The sequence below is a fragment of the Georgenia sp. Marseille-Q6866 genome (genome assembly GCF_965111665.1).
Window position 1 is genome coordinate 216,198 of sequence record NZ_CBCOOR010000005.1, and the last position, 15,707, is coordinate 231,904.

The following is a 15,707-nucleotide window of genomic DNA, read 5'->3' on the forward strand; positions in this document are numbered from 1 at the left end:
CTCACCGTCGGGCGGGGTCACGTCCCCCGCGCCGCCCTGGCCGGGCGTGGTGCTGCTCATGCGTCTCCTCCATCGTCGCCCTCGGCGGGCTCCTCGGTCTCGTCAGGGGTCGACGCTACGCCATCGGCGTCGCGCTCGGCGTTGCGGGCGACGGCGATGATCCGGTCGCCCTTGTCGGGCTTGGCGAAGATGACGCCCTGGGTGTTGCGGCCCGTGAGGCTGACCTCGGCCACCGCGGACCGGACGATCTTGCCGCGCTCCATGATGACGAGCACCTCGTCCTCCGGGCTGATGAGCAGCGCGCTGACGAGGTCACCGCGCGCCTCGACGAGGTTGGCGACCTTGATCCCCAGCCCGCCGCGGCCCTGGACCCGGTACTCCTCGACGGCGGTGCGCTTCGCGTACCCGCCCTCGGTGACGACGAAGAGCGCCGCGTTCTCGTACCAGGGACGCACGACGTCCATGGCGAGCAGCTCGTCGTCCGCGCGGAACTTCATGCCGGTGACACCGGAGGTCGAGCGGCCCATCGGGCGCAGCGCCTCGTCGGTCGCGGTGAAGCGGATCGACTGGCCCTTGCGCGACACGAGGAGCAGGTCGTCCTCGCTGTTGACGAGCTGGGCCGAGACGAGCCGGTCCCGCTCGCCGTCGCCGTCCTCGCGGAGGTTGATCGCGATGATGCCGCCGGTGCGGTTGGTGTCGTACTCCTGCAGGCGGGTCTTCTTCACCAGGCCCGAGCGCGTGGCGAGGACGAGGTAGTCGGCGTCCTCGTAGCTGCGCAGCGCCACGACCTGCGCGATGCGCTCGTCGGGCTGGAAGGCGAGGAGGTTGGCCACGTGCTGGCCCTTGGAGTCGCGGCCGCCCTCGGGCAGCTCGTAGCCCTTGGCGCGGTAGACGCGGCCCATGTTCGTGAAGAAGAGCAGCCACTGGTGGGTGGTGGTGACGAAGAAGTGCTCGACGATGTCGTCCTCGCGCAGCTGCGCGCCGCGCACGCCCTTGCCGCCGCGGCGCTGGGAGCGGTAGTTGTCCGTCCGCGTCCGCTTGGCGTAGCCGCCCCGCGTGATCGTGACGACCACGTCCTCCTCGGGGATGAGGTCCTCCATCGACATGTCGCCCTCGTAGGGCACGACGGTCGTGCGTCGCTCGTCGCCGTACTTCGCGACGATGGAGCCGAGCTCCTCGGCGACGATGGTCCGCTGCCGCTGCGGGGAGGCGAGGATGTCCTTGTACTCCCGGATCTCCGCCTCGATCTTGTTGTGCTCGTCGACGATCTTCTGGCGCTCGAGGGCCGCGAGGCGGCGCAGCTGCATCGCGAGGATCGCGTCGGCCTGGACCTCGTCGATCTCCAGAAGGTCCATGAGCCCCGCGCGGGCGGCGTCCCCGCTCTCCGAGGCGCGGATGAGCGCGATGACCGCGTCGAGCATGTCGAGGGCCTTGAGCTGGCCGCGCAGGATGTGGATGCGCTCCTCGGCCCGGTTGAGCAGGAAGCGGGTACGGCGGACGACGACGTCGATCTGGTGGGTCACCCAGTGGCGGATGAAGGCGTCCAGGCTGAGGGTGCGGGGCACGCCGTCGACGAGGGCGAGCATGTTCGCCGGGAAGTTGTCCTGCAGCTGGGTGTGCTTGTACAGGTTGTTGAGGACGACCTTGGCGACGGCGTCACGCTTGAGCACGATGACGAGGCGCTGGCCGGCGCGGCCGGAGGACTCGTCGCGCATGTCGGCGATGCCCTGGAGGCGCCCGTCGTGGACGAGCGAGGCGATCTTCGTGACGAGGTTGTCCGGGTTGACCTGGTAGGGCAGCTCGGTGACCACGAGGCACTGCCGGCCCTGGATCTCCTCGACGTTGACGACGGCGCGCTGGGTGATGGAGCCGCGGCCGGTGCGGTAGGCGTCCTCGATCCCGCGGCGGCCGAGGATCGTCGCGCCGGTGGGGAAGTCGGGGCCCTTGATGCGCTCCATGAGCGCCTCGAGGAGCTCCTCCTTGCTCGCCTCGGGGTTGTCGAGGAACCACTGGACACCCGACGCGACCTCGCGCAGGTTGTGCGGCGGGATGCGGGTGGCCATGCCAACGGCGATGCCCTCGGACCCGTTGACGAGGAGGTTGGGGAACCGGGCCGGCAGGACGTCCGGCTCCTGGTTCTTGCCGTCGTAGTTGTCGTGGAAGTCGACGGTGGCCTGGTCGATGTCGCGGACCATCTCCATGGCCAGCGGCGCCATCTTGCACTCGGTGTACCGCGGGGCCGCGGCGCCGAGGTTGCCCGCGGAGCCGAAGTTGCCCTGCCCGGCGATGAGCGGGTAGCGCATCGACCACGGCTGCACCAGACGCACGAGGGCGTCGTAGATCGAGGTGTCACCGTGCGGGTGGTACTGCCCCATGACCTCGCCGACGACGCGCGAGCACTTGTTGAACGACGCGTCGGGGCGGTACCCGCCGTCGTACATCGCGTACAGCACGCGGCGGTGGACCGGCTTGAGTCCGTCGCGGACGTCCGGCAGTGCTCGCCCGACGATGACGCTCATCGCGTAGTCGAGGTACGAGCGCTGCATCTCGAGCTTGAGGTCGACCTGCTCGACGTGGTCGATGGGGGGCTGGGTCACTTCGTCCTTCTATCCTTCGGCAGGCAGGGCGGGGCAGGGAGGTCTAGATGTCCAGGAAGCGCACGTCGTGCGCGTTGCGCTGGATGAACTCACGACGGGACTCGACGTCCTCGCCCATGAGCACGGAGAAGACCTCGTCCGCAGCCGCGGCCTCTCCCACCGTGACCTGCCGCAGCGTGCGGGTGTCGGGGTCCATCGTCGTGTCCCACAGCTCCTGCTCGTTCATCTCGCCCAGACCCTTGTAGCGCTGGATCCCGCTGTCCTTGGGGAGTCGCTTGCCGGCCGCGGCGCCCTCGGCGAGGAGGGCGTCCTTCTCGCGGTCGGTGTACACGTACTCGTGCTGCGCGTTGGACCACTTGAGCCGGTAGAGCGGCGGCTGGGCGAGGTAGACGTGACCGCCCTCGATGAGGGGGCGCATGTACCGGAACAGCATGGTGAGCAGCAGCGTGGTGATGTGCTGGCCATCGACGTCGGCGTCGGCCATGAGCACGATCTTGTGGTACCTCAGCTTGGCGATGTCGAAGTCCTCGCCGATGCCGGTGCCGAAGGCGGTGATGAGCGCCTGGATCTCCTGGTTGCCCAGGGCACGGTCGAGACGGGCCTTCTCGACGTTGAGGATCTTCCCGCGCAGCGGCAGGATCGCCTGGTGCTCGGGGTCGCGGCCCTGGACGGCCGAGCCGCCGGCGGAGTCACCCTCGACGATGAAGATCTCGGACTTCGTCGCGTCGCGGCTCGAGCAGTCCTTGAGCTTGCCGGGCATCGAGGCGGACTCGAGGGCACCCTTGCGGCGCGTGGCCTCACGGGCCTTGCGGGCGGCCATCCGCGCCGCCGCGGCCTGCAGGGCCTTACGGATGACGTCCTTGGCCTCGTTCGGGTGCGCGTCGAGCCAGTCGCCGAGGTGGCTGTAGACGACCTGCTGGACGAACGTCCGCGCCTCGGTGTTGCCGAGCTTGGTCTTCGTCTGGCCCTCGAACTGCGGCTCGCCGAGCTTGATCGAGATGACGGCGGTCAGCCCCTCACGGATGTCGTCCCCGGTGAGGTTGTCGTCCTTGTCCTTGAGGAGTCCCTTGTCCTTGGCGTACCGGTTGATGAGGGAGGTGAGCGCGGAGCGGAAGCCCTCCTCGTGGGTGCCACCCTCGGAGGTGTTGATGGTGTTCGCGTAGGTGTGCACCGACTCGGAGTACGCGCTGGTCCACTGCATGGCGATCTCGAGGGAGATCTGCCGGTCGGTGTCCTCGGACTCGATGTCGATGATCTCGGGATTGACGAGCTCGACCTTCTTCGCCGAGTTGAGGTGCGCGACGTAGTCACGCAGCCCGTTCTCGTACTGGTAGGTGACCTCCCGGCGGCCGGGGTGGGCGTCGTCGGCGGTGCCCTCGTCGTCACCGGTGACCTCGTCTCCTGCATCGGTGACGCCGGCGCGCTCGTCGGTCAGGGTGAGGCGCAGGCCCTTGTTGAGGAACGCCATCTGCTGGAAGCGGGCGCGCAGCGTCTCGAAGTCGAAGTCGGTCGTCTCGAAGATGTCGGCGTTGGGCCAGAACGTCACGGTCGTGCCGGTCCGCTCGGTGCTGCCGACGCGCGCGAGGGGAGCGGTGGGGACGCCGTCCTGGTAGCTCTGGCGCCAGATGTCGCCGGCGCGGTGGACCTCGACGTGCAGCCGCGTGGACAGGGCGTTGACGACGGACACACCCACACCGTGCAGACCGCCGGAGACGGCGTAGCCGCCGCCGCCGAACTTGCCGCCGGCGTGCAGGACGGTGAGGACGACCTCGACGGCCGGCTTGCCCTCGGACTCGACGATGTCCACGGGGATGCCGCGGCCGTCGTCGATGACGCGCACGCCGCCGTCGGGCAGGATCGTCACGTCGATGGTGGTCGCGTGGCCGGCGAGCGCCTCGTCGACGGAGTTGTCGACGACCTCGTAGACGAGGTGGTGCAGGCCGCGCTCACCGGTGGAGCCGATGTACATGCCCGGCCGCTTGCGGACGGCCTCGAGGCCCTCGAGAACGGTGATGTTCGTTGCGTCGTAGCCGGCGTCCTGCTGGCTCGTCCCGGGGCTCGGGGGCATCTCGTCAGCCACTGTCTGGGGCTCTCCTCGTCATTCGTCGCGGCGCAGTACCGCATCGTCGCCTGGTCCGGGACGGTGCACCTGGCACCACAGCTGCCCGGGGGTGTGACTCCAGCCGACACCCCGCGGGCGGGGTCACCCGATTCTACTGCGTGGGGGCCCGAATCACCGCATATCCACAAGTTCATCCACAGTGTGATTGGTCGCCCGCGAGCGCCTCGTGAGCGGGTTCAGCCGTAGGTGTCGCGCGGTCCTCGGCCCCGCACCGATCGCGGCCCGCGCGTCCAGCTCGGTCCACCGGGTCCGCGAATGACGATCTTCTCCACGACGTCCTCACCGACCTCCTCGGCCAGCCGGCGCGCGAGCTGGGGCTGGAGCAGGCGCAGCTGCGTGGCCCAGGCGGTGGAGTCGGCGCGGACGACGAGCACGGACTCGTCGAAGGTCTCGACGACGCAGTGGTCGGCGAGCTGGTCCCCGACGATCTCGCGCCAGCGCCCGACGACGCCGCCCAGGCTCACGGGGGCGGTCCATCCGCGCTCGGTGAGGATCTTGTCGACGATCGGGCCGAGCATCTGCGGGTCGCGGCGGGAGGGGCCGGAGCCGCTGCCGACGTCCCTGAACCCGGGCCCGGGATGGAAGCGGCGCTTGCCGGGGACGGGCCGTCCGGCGGCGGTGCGTCGCAGGCCCTTGGCCGCGGCGGCGGCGCGGGCGCGGGCCAGGGCCTGGCGCGCGGCCGACGACGTCGTCTCCTCCTCCTCCGGCTCCTCGGGCGTCTCGTCACTCACGGGTGACCTCGCCCTTGGTGACTGTGAAGCGCGCCCCGCGCAGCGAGTCGGGGACGTCCTCGGCGACGGCCGCGGTGATGAGGACCTGCTCGGCCCCGCCCACCATGGTCGCCAGCCGCTCGCGCCGACGGACGTCGAGCTCGGCGAAGACGTCGTCGAGGATGAGGACGGGTCCGCCGTCGTCGTCGTCCGAGAGCACGTCGAAGGACGCGAGCCGGAGGGCCAGGGCGTAGGACCACGACTCCCCGTGGCTGGCGTAGCCCTTGGCGGGGAGCCCGCCGAGGGTGAGGACCAGGTCGTCCCGGTGCGGGCCGACGAGGCTCACGCCGCGGTCGATCTCCTTGCTCCGCACGCGGGACATCGCCTCGACGAGCCGTTCCTCGAGCTGGGCCACGTCGGTGAGCGCGCTCTCCTCCTCGGGGCTGGCCTCGCCCTCGCCGTCGACGCCGAGGAGCGCGGAGCGGTAGCCGAGGTGAGCATCGCCCTGACCGGCGCTCACCTGCTCGTAAGCCTGCGCCGTCCGCGGGCGCAGCCGGTGGAGGAGGTCGATGCGGGCGGCGGTGATCTCCGCGCCGGCCGCGGCGAGGTGGCGGTCCCACACGTCGAGGGTGGACAGGTCCGGGCTGGAGCCGCGGCGGCGGGCGGCCCCGGCGGTCTTGAGGAGCGCACCGCGCTGGCGCAGGATCTTGTCGTACTCGCTGCGCACACCGGCCAGCCGCGGGGTGAGGAGCACGAGGAGGTCGTCGAGGAAGCGGCGGCGGGCCTGGGGGTCGCCCTTGACGAGCTCGAGGTCCTCGGGCGCGAAGACGACGCTGCGCACGATGCCCAGGACGTCGCGGGTCCGGCTCACCGGCGCCCGGTTGAGACGTGCCCGGTTGGCCTTGCCCGCGACGATCTCCAGCTCGACGAGGGTCTCGCGTCCTCCGCGGTTGGCCTTGGCCCGCACGACGGCGCCGCCCGTCCCGTGCCGCACGAGCGCGGCGTCGGAGGCGACGCGGTGGCTGGAGAAGGTCCCGAGGTATGCAACGGCCTCGACAATGTTCGTCTTGCCCTGGCCGTTGTGTCCCACGAAGGCGGTGACGCCCGGGTCGAGTGCGAGGACCAGCTCGGTGTAGGAGCGGAAGTCGTGCAGGGAGAGGTTGGAGACGTACATCCTCAGCGCTCGTCGGCGCGACGGACGGCGTGTCCCCCGAACTCCTCGCGGAGGGCGGCGATCGCCTTCATGGCGGGAGACTGCTCCTGCCGGGAGGCGAAGCGGGCGAACAGCGCGGCGGAGATGGTCGGGGCGGGCACGGCGTTGTCGATGGCTTCCTCGAGGGTCCAGCGGCCCTCGCCGGAGTCGTTGGCGTAGTCGTCGACGCTCGCGAGGCCCGGGTCGCCCTCGAGGGCGTCGACGAGCAGCTCGAGGAGCCATGAGCGGACGACGGTGCCGCGCTGCCACGCGCGCAGCACGGCCGCGACGTCGGGGACGAGGTCGGAGCGCGAGGCGATGATCTCGTAGCCCTCGGCGTAGGCCTGCATGAGCCCGTACTCGATGCCGTTGTGCACCATCTTGGAGAAGTGCCCCGCGCCGACCCCGCCGGCGTGGACGAAGCCTTCCTCGCGGGGGCCGTCGGGGCGCAGGGCGTCGAAGATCGGCATCGCGCGCTCGACGTCCTCGGCACTGCCCCCCACCATCGTCCCGTAGCCGTACTCGCGGCCCCACACGCCGCCGGAGATGCCGGCGTCGATGTATCCGATGCCCCGCTTGGCGAGCATGGCCGCGTTGGTCTGGTCGTCGCGGTAGTAGGAGTTGCCGCCCTCGATGACGAGGTCACCGGCGCCCAGACCGGTGGCCAGCTCCTCGAGGACCGACAGGGTGGGTGCACCGGCTGGGACCATGATCCACACGACGCGGTTGCCGGCCGGCAGCGCCGCGGCGAGCTCGGCGAGGGAGGCGACGTCGCTGATCTCCGGGTTGGTGTCGTACCCGGTGACGGTGTGCCCGGCGGCCTCGATGCGCTGGCGCATGTTGCCGCCCATCTTGCCCAGACCAACCATGCCGATGTGCATGTCTGCTCCCCTCGTGGACGGCTGCTGCGAACGTACCCGCAGCGTGGCTACCCGGCGAACCGGATGGGCATGAGGAGGTAGCGGAACTCGTCCTCGCTCTCCCCCTCGGCGCTGCCCTGACCGGTCATGACGGCCGGCTTGCTCGGGTGGGTGAAGGACAGACGCACGAAGTCGGTGGTCAGCGCCCCCAGGCCGTCGAGCAGGTAGTGCGGGTTGAAGGCGGTGACGATGTCCTCGCCGACGAGCGTGGCCTCGAGGACCTCCGAGGCCTGCGCGTCCTCGCCCTGGCCGGCCTCGAGGACGACCTGGCCGTCGGAGAAGCTCAGGCGGATGGGGGTGTTGCGCTCGGCGACGAGCGACACACGGCGGGCGGCCTCGACGAGTGCGGCGGTGGCGACGACGGCGTGCGTGGTCGTCTCGTCCGGGAAGAGACGACGCACCGGCGGGTAGTCACCCTCGACGAGCAGCGAGGTGGTCTGCCGACCGCCGGCGGCGAAGCCGACGAGCGAGGCGGACTCGCCCCCGAGGGCGACGTCGACGCTGCCCGCGCTGGTGAGCGACTTGGCGACGTCGGACAGCGTGCGCGCCCGGACGAGGGCGACGGAGGAGATCGACGGGTCGCTCGGGTGCCAGCTGAGCTCTCGCATCGCGAGGCGGTAGCGGTCGGTGGCCATGAGCGTGAGCTTCTCGCCCTCGATCTCGACGCGGACACCCGTGAGCAGCGGCAGCGTCTCGTCACGGCTCGCGGCGATGCTCACCTGGGCGACGGCCTCGGTGAGGACGTCGGCGTCGATGGTGCCGGAGAGCTCGGGCATCGCCGGCAGCGCCGGGTAGTCCTCCACCGGCATGGTGAGGAGCGTGAACCGGCTGGCGCCGCAGCGGAGCACGACCTTGGTCCCGTCCAGCGTGAGGTCCACGGGCTTGGCCGGGAGGGACTTGGCGATGTCGGCAAGGAGGCGGCCCGAGACGAGCACGACGCCGGCCTCCTCGACCGCCGCCGGGACCGCGGAGCGGGCCGAGACGTCATAGTCGAAGGTCGACAGGGTGAGGGACCCCTCGCTGCTCGCCTCCAGCCGGACACCGGCGAGCACCGGGACCGGCGGGCGCGCGGGAAGGGAGCGAGCTGTCCAGGCGACGGCCTCGGCAAGGACGTCCCGTTCGACCCTGAGCTTCACGATTGTTGACCTCTCTCGGAGCGTGACGGCGCAGCGCATGGTGCTGCGCACGGGAAACCTTACGCGAGTGCACCGACGCTCAGGACGCGAGTGGAGTGCCATCGCCCGGCCAGATCTTGTTATTCACAAGCGATCTGGAAGTGGGGTCTCGTCTTCGTCGTCGGTGGTGTGGACACTGTGGACATCTCACGTCCGTGCAGGTCACGCCGGCAGCCGGGCTGTGTGGGGCGGTGCTGGTCGTCCTGTGGAGGACGGGCCGGAGCAGTGGATTGTTGTCATTGCTCTCGGCGTCATCCACCGACGGGGGATGGTCTGTCCACTGACAAGTTTCCGCTGTCCACGGCAATCCACAGACTTGTCCACAGCTGTGCATTGGGCCGCGGGACACATTTCCTTCGTCCAGCGCCCCCGTACGGCGAGGACCGGCAGGCGCCGCAGTCGCGAGCCGATCACCGTGCCGGGGGCAGCAGAAAGGGACCTGCACGGCGACGTGCCGCCGTCGTGCAGGTCCCTGACGCGTCGAGCAGCTCAGCCGCCGGTGCGGGCCTTCTGCTTGATCCGGTTGGTGAGCTCGGTGACCTGGTTGAAGGTCGAGCGCTTCTCCGCCATCTGCTCGCGGATCTTGCGGTTCGCGTGCATGACCGTCGTGTGGTCGCGGCCACCGAAGAGCTGGCCGATCTTCGGCAGGGACAGCTCGGTGAGCTCGCGGCACAGGTACATGGCGATCTGCCGGGCGTTGACGAGGACACGGGAGCGGTCGGCGCTGCACAGGGCGTCGATCGACACGGAGAAGTAGTCGGCGGTCTGGCCCATGATCAGCGTCGGGGTGATGTCCTCGCCGTCGGTGTCGGTGATGAAGTCCTTGAGGACCATGACCGCGAGCGACTCGTCGACCGGCTGGCGGTTGAGGTTGGCGAAGGCCGTCACGCGGATGAGGGCGCCCTCGAGCTCACGGATGTTCGTCGAGATCCGCGAGGCGATGTAGGAGAGAACGGCGTCGTCGATCTCGAGATTCTCGTTGTTCGCCTTCTTGCGAAGGATGGCGATCCGGGTCTCGAGGTCGGGCGGCTGCACGTCGGTGAGCAGGCCCCACTCGAAGCGGGACCGCATCCGGTCCTCGAAGCCGTTGAGCTGCTTGGGCGCGAGGTCGGAGGTGATGACCACCTGCTTGTTCGCGTTGTGCAGCGTGTTGAAGGTGTGGAAGAACTCCTCCATCGTCTGTTCCTTGCCCTGCAGGAACTGGATGTCGTCGATGAGGAGGACGTCGACCTCTCGGTAGCGACGCTGGAAGGCCTCGGCCTTGTCGTCGCGGATCGAGTTGATGAAGTCGTTGGTGAACTCCTCGGAGTTCACGTAGCGCACGCGGACGCTGGGGTCCAGGCTGCGGGCGTAGTGCCCGATGGCGTGGAGCAGGTGGGTCTTGCCCAGCCCGGAGCCGCCGTAGATGAACAGCGGGTTGTAGGCGCGGGCCGGCGACTCGGCGACAGCGGTCGCAGCTGCGTGGGCGAAGCGGTTGCTCGAGCCGATGACGAAGGTCTCGAAGGTGTACTTCGGGTTGAGCCGAGCGGCGTCCGCCTCGGCGACCGCGGAGGCGCGGCGGGCCGCAGCGCGCGTCTCCTGGGGGTGGGCGGGGCGGGGGCGTCGTCGGGGGTGTCGGCGCTGGGGACGCGGGGCGACGTCTCCTCCAGCGTCGGGTCGACGGTGACCGCGAAGCGGACGGCCGAGCCGAACGCCTCGGTCAGCGCCTCGGTGAGAGCGACGCGGGCCCGGGTCTCGAGGAAGTCCTTGGCGAAGTCGCTGGGGACGGCGAGGAGGAGGGTGCCGTCGACGGCACCGAGGGGGCGGGTGAGGCGGATGAAGGCGCGCTGGGCGCCGCCGATGTCCCCACTCTCGGTGAGGATGTCCACGGCACGTGCCCAGACGTCGGTGATGTCGTCGTTCTCGGGCACAGCGGTCCTCTCTAGCAGCGGGCAGAGCCACGAGTGTCGCACCTTGCCCCTCGATCCACATAGATATCCACAGATGTGCAGAAGGGGCGTGAGGGACGGCATACTCGGACGCTCGGAGGTCGGATTGACCGGCGTTCTCCCGCTCACGTATCGTGGCCAAGCCGTCCTGACGGCTCTTCCGTGGTGCCTGCGCACCGCTTCTGTCATGCGGAGGAGCGGCGCAGCCGCGGATCTGCTGCCCAGCCGCAGCGTAGACAACCGACGTTTTGGAGTACTGCCGTGAGCAAGCGGACTTACCAGCCGAACAACCGGAAGCGTGCCAAGGTGCACGGGTTCCGGCTGCGCATGCGCACGCGCGCCGGGCGCGCCATCCTGGGCGCCCGTCGTCGCAAGGGCCGCGAGAAGCTCTCGGCCTGAGTCGTGCTGCCGCCGCAGCACCGGATGCGTCGGTCTGAGGACTTCACCGACGCGGTGCGCGGTGGTGCTCGCAGCGGCACGAGCCGACTCGTCGTCCACCTTCGGTCCGCCGAGAACGCCGCACCGGCCGCGCCGCGTGCGGGTCTCGTCGTGTCCAAGGCGGTCGGCAACGCGGTGGAGCGCAACCAGGTCAAGCGCCGGCTGCGCGGACTGCTCGCCTCCCGGATCAGCGCCCTGCACGACGGCGACAAGCTCGTCGTGCGGGCGCTTCCGGCTGCCCGCGGGGCGTCGAGCGCGGCGCTCGGGGCGGACCTCGACACGGCGCTGAGCGGTGCGCGCCGCCGAGGAGCGCGACGATGAGCGACCGCCTGAGCGGGCTGCTGGGCCGCGGCCTCGCCCTGCTCGTGCGCGGCTACCAGCTCGTCGTCTCCCCCTGGTTCGGGCCGACGTGCCGTTACTACCCCTCGTGCTCCGCGTACGCGGTGACGTCCTTGCGACGGCACGGTGCGGTGCGCGGGCTCGCTCTCGCCGTCTGGCGACTGCTCCGTTGTAACCCTTGGAGCCGGGGCGGGGTCGACCACGTCCCGCACACCGGCGAGCCGATGCCGTGGTCAAGACGCGACGCACGAGCACGTACCCTCGGTGTAGCTGCCGGTGGGGCGCGTGTGACGGACGCGCCGGAAGACTTCTAGGAGACGACCCGCATGGGTGCCTTTGACACGATCCTGTTCCCCATCAAGTGGGTCGTCGCGTGGATCCTCCACCTCTTCCACGAGCTGTGGACCTTCGTCGGGCTCGACCCGGCCAGCGGATGGACGTGGGCGCTGTCGATCGTCGGGCTGACGGTCCTCATGCGCATCTTCCTCATCCCGCTGTTCTTCAAGCAGATCAAGGCATCTCGCGGCATGCAGGTCCTGCAGCCCGAGCTGCAGAAGCTGCAGAAGAAGTACAAGGGCAAGAACGACCCTGCGTCGCGTCAGCAGATGCAGTCCGAGATGATGGCGCTCTACCAGAAGCACGGGACCAACCCGTTCGCTTCCTGCCTGCCGATCCTCGCGCAGTCCCCCATCTTCTTCGCCCTGTTCCGGGTGCTCTACTCGATGCCGCAGATCGCCGACGGCACCTACCGCGACGGGCAGCCGCTCGGGCCGATCGACCAGGCCGCGGCTTCGCAGTTCCTCGACGCGACGCTGCTCGGGGCGCGACTGTCGCAGTCCTTCCTCGGTGAGGGGGCGACGCTCAACGTCCGGATCCTCACGGCCGTGCTCATCGTCCTCATGTCGGTGACGACGTTCACCACGCAGCGGCAGCTGACGATGAAGAACATGCCGCAGAGCGCGCTGGACAACCCGATGGCCAAGCAGCAGCGCATGCTCATGTACCTGATGCCGCTGATCTTCGCCTTCTCCGGCGTCTACTTCCCGATCGGTGTCCTCATCTACTGGCTCACGACGAACCTGTGGACGATGGGCCAGCAGTTCTACACCATCCGCAAGATGCCGGCAGCGGGTTCCGAGGCCGAGAAGCGCTTCAAGGAGCGTGAGCGCGCGAAGCTCGAGCGCAAGGCCGCCCGCAAGGGTGTGCCGGTGGAGGAGCTCCTCCCCGAGCCGCCGGAGCCGGAGCGTCCGGTGCAGCGTGGGCAGCGCGTCCAGCCCAAGCGCAAGGACCGCCAGCGTCGGCCGGGCACCCCGGGAGCACCCGGCTCCGAGGCACAGACCGGGGCCAGTGCGGCATCCCCCGACGACGCGGCCGAGACGGAGACGACGGAGACGACGGAGACGCCGGCAGCTGCTGCTGCGCCGGGCGGCGGGAAGACCCCCCAGCAGCGCGCTGCCGAGCGTCACGCGAAGCGAGCGGCCCAGCGTCGGGCCGAGATCGAGCGCCGTGGCAAGGGCCCCGGCAAGCCGAGCAAGTAGAGACCTGTTCAGTGCCCGGGGCGACGGGCCGAGAGAGAAGGATCAACCCGTGAGCGAGCAAGACGTGCAGACCGACGACACGACGTCGGAGCAGGGCGCGACGACGGCTGAGACGACGTCCACCGAGCGCACCGCCGCGCCGACGAGCCTGAAGCGCCTCGAGGAGGAGGGCGAGATCGCTGCCGACTACCTTGAGGAGCTCCTCGACATCGCGGACCTCGACGGCGACATCGACCTCTCGATCGACCATGGCCGAGCCGCGGTGGAGATCGTCAACGAGGGTGGCTCCGACAGGGAGCTCCAGCGGCTCGTGGGCAAGGACGGTGAGGTCCTCGACGCGCTCCAGGAGCTGACCCGGCTCGCGGTCCAGGCTCGGACGGGCGAGCGCAGCCGGCTCATGCTCGACATCGCCGGCCACCGTCGTGGACGCCGTGCAGAGCTGACCGCCGTGGCTGAGGAAGCCATCACGAAGGTCAAGGCGGGAGCAGGCAAGGTGTCGCTCGAGCCGATGAACCCCTTCGAGCGGAAGGTCGTACATGATGCCGTCGCTGCCGCCGGACTGGTCAGCGACTCCGAGGGTGTCGAGCCCAACCGGCACGTTGTCATCTCTCAGGCGTAATCGGCACCTGTAGATGACTAACTCCGAAGGTGGCGCGGCCGTCGAGCCTGTCCCGGACTCGGCGGCTGGTGTCTTCGGTGACGCGTGGCCCCAGGTGGAGCAGTTCGCTGCGCTCCTCGTCGCCGAGGGTGAGCTCCGCGGTCTGATCGGTCCCCGCGAGCTTCCCAGGCTGTGGACGCGACACCTGCTCAACTCGAGTGCTGTCGCTCCGTTCGTGCCCGAGGGTGTGCGCTTCGCCGACGTCGGCTCCGGGGCTGGCTTCCCTGGCGTCGTTGTCGCGATCATGCGGCCCGATCTCGATGTGTACCTCATCGAGCCGATGGAGCGGCGTACCACCTGGCTCGAGGACGTCACCCGCGAGCTGTCGCTCGCCAATGTCACCGTGGTGCGCGCACGCGCTGAGGAGCTGCACGGCGCGGCGAGCTACGACGTGGTGAGTGCCCGCGCGGTGGCGGCCCTCAAGAAGCTCGTCCCATGGGTGGCACCCTTGATCGCTCCCGGCGGCCGGCTCGTGGCGCTCAAGGGCGAACGTGCTGCGCTCGAGGTGACCGAGGCGGAGAAGGTGCTGCGCAAGCACAATTTGCGGGAAGCCTCAGTGCAGGAGGTCATCGTGCCGGGAACTGACGAGCCGACAAGGATTGTGACCGCGGAACGGCTGGGCTGATTCGCCCACCGACCCCCTATGCTGACGCGCGGTAGTGGCGTCGTATGCGCTCGCCCGCGCCAGCGGCCTCGCCCTGTGTTTCACGTGAAACAGACCGATGTGCGGTACCTCTGGCCCTTACCTGAGGTCCGCTCCTCCCGGTGCCGCGCAGTGGTTGGTTTGGGCCGGCGCGCCGTGCGGTCGTTCGTTGGCTACAGTCAGCGCAAGCCTTCCGGAACGCATGGTTGCAGCGCCCCCCGCCGTGCGTAAGTCACGCTCCGATGGTCGGTGCGCACCTGCATAGTCTCTCGCTCACGGAATGTGTAGGTGTTTCACGTGAAACGCCACCCTCACGAGCTGTTGGTGGGGCGGGCCCCGGCAGCCTGCAACGAATCCAACACCAGAGGCCCCCACTTCGCATAGTGGAGCCGTTGCGGTGGCCGGTGCCCGCGGCCGCGGCCCGAACATTCGGCTGCAAGGCCAAGTGCGCCCTCATGTCCTGGGCGAGGGCGGGTGCCTGCCGTTCTGCTTCACCGGTGTGGCGGAGGTCCGTTCCGTGTGTCGCCTGCATTGCGATCGTTCGGCTCCTGCAGCGGTGTGGGCGCAACCCATCGTCCGTCGTCGTTCGCCACCACGCACGCCAGCGGCTGCCCGACGCAGGTCCGCCGGACCCGTTTCACGTGAAACGATCCGAGGCAAGGGCGCCCGACCGCGCGAAAGCTGCGGTGGTCGCCAGCCCACCAGTATGCCGCTCCGCGTGTCCGCGGGCCGCATGGGTAGCTCGCCTCGGGCTGCGGAGCCACTCGGCGCCGGGCCGGCACCACCGGTTCACCAATCATCGATGCGTTGTGCCGATCCGCCTTCCAGTCCCTGTTCGTGACGCGCGCTTCGTCACTAGGGGGCACCGTCGGCCCGTCCGGACCGCGGCGCGTGCCGGGGCTCAGATGTCCGCCTCCGTCCGAAGTGCTGCTGCGGATGCCAATCTCGCTGTGCATCCTCGCGAAGTGCGGGCGCCCCAGACCATCGACGCGCGACGGCTCGGCGCGCGAGTGTTTCACGTGAAACGGCCGCGCCTTGATGTCGGGACACACCGGCACCGGATCGTCGTAGACCGGGCGGGACGCGAGCCGCGGACATCCGTACACACGACCCTGTACGCCGCTGTGGGCGTGTGACGTATGGACGCGGGCTGACATACCTTCGGAACGTGACTCCCGACGCCGGACAAACCCGACAACGTACCGATGTTTCACGTGGAACGGCGCCCATGTCTCCAGCAGTCACGCGCGTGTCCGGGAGGTGGGCAGGTAGGGCGACTTGAGCACGTCGTCCAAGGGGGCGTGACGCGCCTAGACAAGTCGGGTGTTCCACGTGGAACCTCATCTCGGTCGCCCTTACCGGCAGAAGGCCGATATGGGCCGCTGAGCACCTGAGGTACCTGTGGTGCCAGCACGCCACGGAGGCAGTAGCGCGTCGGCACGGCGCT

At 69.6% G+C, this 15,707-nt stretch carries 13 protein-coding genes; 6 read left to right on the forward strand and 7 right to left on the reverse strand.

The annotated features are described in order from the left end of the window. Positions 1 to 56: 56 nt before the first annotated feature. The 7 genes from gyrA to dnaA form a co-directional block, all read right to left on the reverse strand. Positions 57 to 2,546 carry a DNA gyrase subunit A gene (gene gyrA, locus ACWPXV_RS06730; protein WP_454084534.1) on the reverse strand — a complete coding sequence of 830 codons (2,490 nt, stop codon included), beginning with the start codon at positions 2,544 to 2,546 and terminating at the stop codon, positions 57 to 59. A 94-nt stretch (positions 2,547 to 2,640) separates the two neighbouring features. Next, the gene (gene gyrB / locus ACWPXV_RS06735; RefSeq protein WP_454084535.1) at positions 2,641 to 4,665 is read right to left on the reverse strand and encodes a DNA topoisomerase (ATP-hydrolyzing) subunit B; all 2,025 of its coding nucleotides are present in this window, start codon (positions 4,663 to 4,665) and stop codon (positions 2,641 to 2,643) included. A 230-nt stretch (positions 4,666 to 4,895) separates the two neighbouring features. Then, positions 4,896 to 5,450 (reverse strand): DUF721 domain-containing protein, encoded by a 555-nt coding sequence (locus ACWPXV_RS06740; protein ID WP_454084506.1) that lies wholly within the window; start codon positions 5,448 to 5,450, stop codon positions 4,896 to 4,898. Further along, complete coding sequence (recF, locus tag ACWPXV_RS06745) at positions 5,443 to 6,603, reverse strand: DNA replication/repair protein RecF (RefSeq protein WP_454084507.1); 1,161 nt, start codon at positions 6,601 to 6,603, stop codon at positions 5,443 to 5,445. Before recF ends, ACWPXV_RS06740 begins: the two co-directional genes overlap by 8 nt. 2 nt (positions 6,604 to 6,605) lie before the next feature. After that, positions 6,606 to 7,502, reverse strand: coding sequence for a phosphogluconate dehydrogenase (NAD(+)-dependent, decarboxylating) (gnd, locus tag ACWPXV_RS06750; RefSeq protein ID WP_454084508.1), 897 nt, complete (start codon positions 7,500 to 7,502; stop codon positions 6,606 to 6,608). A gap of 47 nt (positions 7,503 to 7,549) precedes the next feature. Beyond that, a complete protein-coding gene (gene dnaN, locus ACWPXV_RS06755; protein ID WP_454084509.1) occupies positions 7,550 to 8,677 on the reverse strand; it encodes a DNA polymerase III subunit beta in 1,128 nt (375 codons plus the stop codon). Between the two features lie 528 nt (positions 8,678 to 9,205). Further along, entirely contained in the window at positions 9,206 to 10,687 is a 1,482-nt protein-coding gene (gene dnaA / locus ACWPXV_RS06760) for a chromosomal replication initiator protein DnaA (RefSeq protein ID WP_454084510.1), read from the reverse strand. A 218-nt stretch (positions 10,688 to 10,905) separates the two neighbouring features. On the opposite strand from dnaA, the gene rpmH reads away from it, so the two are divergent. Genes rpmH through rsmG form a run of 6 tightly spaced genes read left to right on the forward strand, consistent with a single transcriptional unit; the run spans position 10,906 to position 14,242 of the window. Then, positions 10,906 to 11,043 carry a 50S ribosomal protein L34 gene (gene rpmH, locus ACWPXV_RS06765; protein ID WP_110853377.1) on the forward strand — a complete coding sequence of 46 codons (138 nt, stop codon included), beginning with the start codon at positions 10,906 to 10,908 and terminating at the stop codon, positions 11,041 to 11,043. Positions 11,044 to 11,046: 3 nt separating this feature from the next. Next, positions 11,047 to 11,403, forward strand: coding sequence for a ribonuclease P protein component (rnpA, locus tag ACWPXV_RS06770; RefSeq protein WP_454084511.1), 357 nt, complete (start codon positions 11,047 to 11,049; stop codon positions 11,401 to 11,403). Next, on the forward strand, positions 11,400 to 11,735 hold the full coding sequence (yidD, locus tag ACWPXV_RS06775; protein ID WP_454084512.1) for a membrane protein insertion efficiency factor YidD: 336 nt from the start codon (positions 11,400 to 11,402) through the stop codon (positions 11,733 to 11,735). Before rnpA ends, yidD begins: the two co-directional genes overlap by 4 nt. A gap of 12 nt (positions 11,736 to 11,747) precedes the next feature. Then, positions 11,748 to 12,959, forward strand: coding sequence for a membrane protein insertase YidC (gene yidC / locus ACWPXV_RS06780; RefSeq protein ID WP_454084513.1), 1,212 nt, complete (start codon positions 11,748 to 11,750; stop codon positions 12,957 to 12,959). 49 nt (positions 12,960 to 13,008) lie between these two features. Beyond that, a complete protein-coding gene (locus ACWPXV_RS06785) occupies positions 13,009 to 13,578 on the forward strand; it encodes a Jag family protein (protein ID WP_454084514.1) in 570 nt (189 codons plus the stop codon). Positions 13,579 to 13,591: 13 nt separating this feature from the next. After that, the gene (gene rsmG, locus ACWPXV_RS06790) at positions 13,592 to 14,242 is read left to right on the forward strand and encodes a 16S rRNA (guanine(527)-N(7))-methyltransferase RsmG (protein ID WP_454084515.1); all 651 of its coding nucleotides are present in this window, start codon (positions 13,592 to 13,594) and stop codon (positions 14,240 to 14,242) included. The last annotated feature ends 1,465 nt before the right edge of the window (positions 14,243 to 15,707 follow it).

What these genes read in the sequence shown, in the direction of transcription:
- dnaA (WP_454084510.1), bottom strand. Translation starts at nt 10,687, where the DNA reads ATGTGGATCGAGGGGCAAGGTGCGACACTCGTGGCTCTGCCCGCTGCT.
- rsmG (WP_454084515.1), top strand. Translation starts at nt 13,592, where the DNA reads ATGACTAACTCCGAAGGTGGCGCGGCCGTCGAGCCTGTCCCGGACTCG.
- gyrB (WP_454084535.1), bottom strand. Translation starts at nt 4,665, where the DNA reads ATGCCCCCGAGCCCCGGGACGAGCCAGCAGGACGCCGGCTACGACGCA.
- gyrA (WP_454084534.1), bottom strand. Translation starts at nt 2,546, where the DNA reads ATGCAGCGCTCGTACCTCGACTACGCGATGAGCGTCATCGTCGGGCGA.
- gnd (WP_454084508.1), bottom strand. Translation starts at nt 7,502, where the DNA reads ATGCACATCGGCATGGTTGGTCTGGGCAAGATGGGCGGCAACATGCGC.
- yidD (WP_454084512.1), top strand. Translation starts at nt 11,400, where the DNA reads ATGAGCGACCGCCTGAGCGGGCTGCTGGGCCGCGGCCTCGCCCTGCTC.
- yidC (WP_454084513.1), top strand. Translation starts at nt 11,748, where the DNA reads ATGGGTGCCTTTGACACGATCCTGTTCCCCATCAAGTGGGTCGTCGCG.
- recF (WP_454084507.1), bottom strand. Translation starts at nt 6,603, where the DNA reads ATGTACGTCTCCAACCTCTCCCTGCACGACTTCCGCTCCTACACCGAG.